Source organism: Limibacillus sp. MBR-115, assembly GCF_040549425.1.
Taxonomy (GTDB): domain Bacteria; phylum Pseudomonadota; class Alphaproteobacteria; order Kiloniellales; family CECT-8803; genus Limibacillus; species Limibacillus halophilus.
This window is the reverse complement of sequence record NZ_JBEPTJ010000016.1, coordinates 1-5361: the sequence shown is the minus strand read 5'-3', so window position 1 is coordinate 5361 and position 5361 is coordinate 1. Positions and strand designations below refer to the sequence as shown.

General features: G+C 45.0%; 4 protein-coding genes. 2 read left to right on the top strand and 2 right to left on the bottom strand.

Annotation, left to right across the window (positions count from 1 at the left end; genetic code table 11):
- Nucleotides 1-30 precede the first annotated feature (30 nt).
- On the bottom strand, nt 31-1329 hold the full coding sequence (locus ABIE63_RS17520) for a hypothetical protein (RefSeq protein WP_354506697.1): 1299 nt from the start codon (nt 1327-1329) through the stop codon (nt 31-33).
- Nucleotides 1330-1669: 340 nt separating this feature from the next.
- Here ABIE63_RS17520 and ABIE63_RS17515 point away from each other — a divergent pair, with 340 nt between their 5' ends.
- A complete protein-coding gene (locus ABIE63_RS17515) occupies nt 1670-2683 on the top strand; it encodes a thymidylate synthase (RefSeq protein ID WP_354506694.1) in 1014 nt (337 codons plus the stop codon).
- A 64-nt stretch (nt 2684-2747) separates the two neighbouring features.
- Nucleotides 2748-3680, top strand: coding sequence for a hypothetical protein (locus ABIE63_RS17510; RefSeq protein ID WP_354506691.1), 933 nt, complete (start codon nt 2748-2750; stop codon nt 3678-3680).
- Here the strand turns inward: ABIE63_RS17510 and ABIE63_RS17505 are convergent.
- Nucleotides 3661-4785: an ImmA/IrrE family metallo-endopeptidase gene (locus ABIE63_RS17505; RefSeq protein WP_354506688.1), complete on the bottom strand. Its 1125-nt coding sequence runs from the start codon at nt 4783-4785 to the stop codon at nt 3661-3663. The two genes, ABIE63_RS17510 and ABIE63_RS17505, sit on opposite strands and share 20 nt — an antisense overlap.
- Between the last annotated feature and the right edge of the window lie 576 nt (nt 4786-5361).

Here is a 5361-nt window from a genome sequence, read left to right as displayed (position 1 = left end):
AAGAAATACCATTCATGAGAATACTGCTTACTAAGGCAAAACTGATTCTGGGATCTGGAATCTGTTCCGCCATGTATCTATGCGCTGATGGTACTGCCTGTAGGGTGTAAAGGAGTTGATTATGGCTTGGATTTCATCCTCTCCGGTTTGATAAGCTTGGAGAATATCAATCTGTGCCTGATGATCCTCAAGCTTCATCTTCTCAACCTTGATGCCTGTATGACTTCCGGTAATTCCAAAGAATGTTTTATCCATTACCTCGTTCAGTTCGTCTTCGTACCCGTGGTGCATAATGAAACTATCGTGGATTGGTAAACAGGGGATGTGATGTTGAGCGAAGTTTAGCATTACAGCCTCAGCCACATCGCTATCCTTACGTTGAAGGGCTAATCCTATACCTGTACCAAAAAGATGTTTGATAGGTTCATGTGCTTTTTTCACCTGCAGGAGGAAAGCTTTCCAGGACATACCAACAACGTTCGGATCATAAGAACCAGGTACAGAGATTTTAGAGGATTGAGCATTAATCAGGGCATTAAGTGCATGCTTAACAAGCGGCCTTAAATCTGGAGCTAGGCCAACATCGTAAGGATCATCAGGACATGTAACTCCCGCATGAGCATAAATCATCCGTGGATGGAGGGTGCTGAAATCCAACTCTACAGTCCGCTTGTCATTGATCGTGATGAAGCGCCTCAGGCGACTGGGTACGGATTGCCACCAACCGCCATAGAACCTACCGCCTTGATCAAATGATCGGTTGTTGAAGACCCGATAGAGTGTCCGTTGAGTGAAATCAATCGGGAGCCTCTCGTCCTCAACAAATCCAGGTTTGGTCTGGGCGGTGGCAAACTTGCTCTGTAAGGCATCAAATTCGTTATCTGTAATCTCCAGATCGGCCCAATGTTCAAGCAAAACCGCATTTATCCGAGCTAGCCTCCCCCTCATTGCCTTTGTGGCTGCCGTGTTTTTGTACGGAGTGACTTTCTTTTTGGCATCTTTCAGGATGATACCGCCAAAAGGATGCTCTCTACGAAAGGCATAAAGAGGCGGCTTGCCCTGAGACTCGATCAGATCAATTAACTTTCTTGTTGCGACGATCTTAGTGTTGAATCCCTTACCAGTCGTTCGATCTATGTTCCCTGGCTTGACGACCTTAGCTAAGCCGACGGTTTCATCAGTGAGGTAGTCAAACGCTCGCTTCACTGGCGCATAGGTGAACCAGGAGGGCAGTGACGCACGGTTCTCTGTGTACCAGTTCTTATTGAGGTTGATGCCTAGCACCAGGTCAGGTGAAGTTTTTGTAGCCAGATATAAATTGGCTATCAAACACTCTGTAACACGAACCTGCTTGTTTAAATCTGCGCTGGAAAACCTCTTCCTAAGAGCACAATTCTGATGCGCATACTCATGGGTTCGCTTTGAGATTAATTCGGAGCGAGTTCTAATCCCCTTCGCTGGGCAACGTACATAAGTGTCCAGGTGTCGATACTGCATCGCATGAAGCCCGGAAGCTCGTGAATAAGAACCCTTCCGCCAACCACAGAAGAGAAAATTATTGCCATGAGCTACAACTAATTTCGAGTCTGGATGTCAACACAGGCTTGGCGTACATTTCGGCTTGAAATTGCACCCTTAGAAGATTCTGCAATTGATAGGCACTGCTTTTATGAAAAACAAACACTTAAGAGCGAAAACATTAGATGACCTGTTACGCAAAATCTTTAGATCATTATTGAGTAGCAAGAGCCGAAGCGAACCTACTAAAGGTCACAATCGGGACGCGATTGGAGTGTTCTTAGAGTTAAGTCAACCAAGGTGCCGAGTCAGCCAAACCGAAACAAAGGGCACGATTTTTAGTTGTATCGGAGAGTTGTTATGGTATTTGGCTCGATCAAACGAATTGGCTTTTATCCAATATTACATCCCAAAATATAAAGAATATTCGGATGATGGAAAAACCATTTGGGGGGCATACGGACCCAGAATATTTGATTGGCACGGCACTAATCAATTCCAGCGAGTTGCCGACAGATTGAAGGTGAACCGCCACAGTAGGCGAGCCGTTATCCAGCTTTTTGATTCTTACGATTTAAATGAACCTCATGAAGACGTCCCGTGCACAACAACGCTGCAATTCATTATCAGAGATGATTTGCTACACATGGTCGTTCACATGAGATCCAATGATGCGTTCAAAGGACTACCACATGATATTTTTTCATTCACGATGCTTCAGGAACTGCTGAGCAACGAGCTTTCAGTGAAGCTAGGATCTTACCATCATTCTGTGGGAAATCTGCACCTTTACGAAGAGGATTTTGCGAAGGCTAAGAAATTTCTCTCCGAGGGCTGGCAAAGTTCAACGCCAATGCCTGCTATGCCTTTTCATGATAATTGGGCCTCTATTGGTACTCTGCTGGATGTAGAACGGCAAATTCGGGAGGGACAATACGTCGATTTTGAGTTATTGGACCTACCACCATATTGGGCAGATTTAGCACGCCTCTTGAGGATTTACGCGATAACAAAAGATCAGAATGAGGTGTCCGTTGCCAGTCGCCGCGAGCTTGTTAGGTTAAAACAGGCCATGTCGACCGATATTTACGATCTTTATATTAGGAAAAAGGACGTTCGAATCAATGTAATTACAAAACAAGACCAATTTGTATTTGATAGATAAAAAATATGTTCATAACAGTGAATTTTATTATTATAAAACATAAACTGACTGGAGATTGGCAAGCATGCGCCCTGGGGATACTGAACGTGGCAAGAACCTCGAAAAGGCAATTGCTGACTATTCGATTAATTTTCGATCACTGCCCGGCGTCACTGCGCGTGATTATAGAGAAACCCTAGTTGAGCAAATCGTTGAAAGTTTGCGTCGAATAGAATTTCTCCAAGCGATCCAGAATCGTAAAATATCGCCAGAACGAGAAAACCCGACTAGTGCGGTTTTCGATCCATTGCGTGCTGCGATCTTAAAGGCGCGTCAGGGCAACATCGATGAAGCGTTTTGGTTAATTTTCCTTGCCACACATTTCGGTCGGCATCGGCACTACGGTTGGAGATTGGTACAGGATGTATATGGGGGATATCCCGATGGTCAAATCTGGACTTGGCATCGGACTAGCTCTGACCCAAACGCTTTTCGGAGTTGGTGGACAACGGCTGCAACCATATTTCAAAGTGATGGAATACCAAGAAAATTTGGAAATCATAGAAAATATGAAAGCCTTCGTGCTAATGCCGTGAGACCTACACCTCAAATCGTACAAGACTACATTGTGTGGGTCGGCGCCAATCGTGGGCATGCAAATTTGTTACTGGAAGTGAGCCAAAAAAACAATTGCGGGGCCGAGGCTATGTTTGATGCTCTCTATAAAAGTATGAGTTCTGTCTTATCATTTGGTAGAGCTGGACGTTTCGATTTTCTTACGATGCTTGGGAATCTAAATCTGGCACCTATCCGCCCAGGTTCACCTTACTTGTTAGGGGCCACGGGGCCTCTTTCGGGAGCAAGAATGCTTTTTGGCAATCAAAAATTGTCTGTTGACCAACTCGACGCCGAAGTAGTGCACCTGGGCCAGTATTTGGGAGTTAGCATGCAGGTAATGGAAGATGCACTCTGTAACTGGCAGAAAAGCCCGAGTAGATTTATCGCGTTTCGAGGATAGGGATAGAACAAAAATCCTTCCACGCATAACGTCGCTTTAGATAGTTTAAGCTGTTCCGTGGAATGAGGCCTCGATACTGAAGTTGACCCACGAGGATCCCTGGTGAGACGCCATATCCGGTTGCTGCTCTTATGACTGAACGATAATCCCCTTTAATTAATTTGGTCTGGCGGCCAAAATCTGATCCAAAAAGGGTCCGCACCGCGAATTCGTCTGCTTCTGTTTCTTCATCTGTTTCAAGAAGTCCACTTCCTTCAACGAAAAAGCCTTCTTTGCTGTGCAGTAGCAAGTGGCCAACTTCATGAAAGAACGTAAACCAGAACTGATCATCAGATTTGTACCTGAAACTCAATAGAATAAGTGCTTTTTGATCTGTGAGGAATTTGGTAGCGCCGCTTGCTCTGCAGCCTGTGGGAGCGGGAACAATTGCTATTGCTACTCCACATTCGGCGCAAATTTTGCGGAGCCGTGGAATAAAGACCGATGGGTCCTTGATTCGAGTCAATTTCTTTATTTGTACTAACTGGGCAAGAAGTTTATCACGATTCCAGTCTTTGCATTGAATACGAGATCCTTCTACCTCACCCCTCCTAAACCAAGCAGCGACTGCTGGTGATTTCGATACAAATTTGTCTGTAGTGCGGAAAGCTAGAACCTTCTCGATCGGCCCATACTTTTGATTCCATTCGCTCGGCGATTCGACGCCAAAAAACAAAAGGCATTCTTTGGCTTGCAGCTTTTTAGTTTTCGCTTTTTTCACCCAGCCAAACCTGACCAATTCGCCCCATGGTATGGTACTGAGCCAGTCAATTGCGTCTGCACTCGTTTGGATATCTTCAAGTCTGGATAGATCTGATTGGTACTGCTCCTCCCTACTAAGCCAAAACGCAGCAGAGCCACCTACAATCTGTTCAAGTTTCTTAGCAACGTCAGTTGTAATCCTAACCCGGCCTTCCAAGAGGTGGTGAATCCAGTTAGGTGTTTCCTCCATTTTAAAAGCAAAATCTCTAGGTGAGATTCTCCTTTCAATGAGAATATTGTTCAAAGTCTCGCCAGGGTGAGAGGCCCATTTTGGCTCAAATGGTGTTTGTTGAAGTTCGCTCATAGATTCCCTCGATCATCACTCTGAAGACAGAATCCCAGACAGGCTCCCCAGGCCTAGATTCCGGGATTTTCGATTGCCATGGTTTTAGTTTAAGCCAATACCCTGAAGCCAAGGGTAACTCTAAACATCCCGCCTTTCGCTCAACTCTCGAACCTATTGAAATAATATCTGAAAGCGATTCGGCTGCTCTGAGATTAGCAATCTCAACTCTCAATGCATCAACCACAGCTTGGCAATATACTTTCAAGGCCTTCTCTTGATCTTCGCACACGGTTCTTAGTGCTTTGGTCCGAAATGCGATATCCAAATCCTCTAACAGCCTCCAAGTTCCAGACACGAGCCATTCACGGAGCTAAACACCATATCGAGTCGTTTTTCTATTATAAGTGGCTTCAGTCCAACAATCCACTTACCTCCATGAGGGACCGGCCGCTCGTGCAGAAGATTGAGGAAGGCAATATGGTAGAATAACCGGCTCCAACATCAAGAATGTTTAAAGCCTAAAATTAGTGCCGCCAATGGATTCGTAGGTTCAGAACTAATGTCAAAATTTTTGCTATTTTTTCATTGCAGATC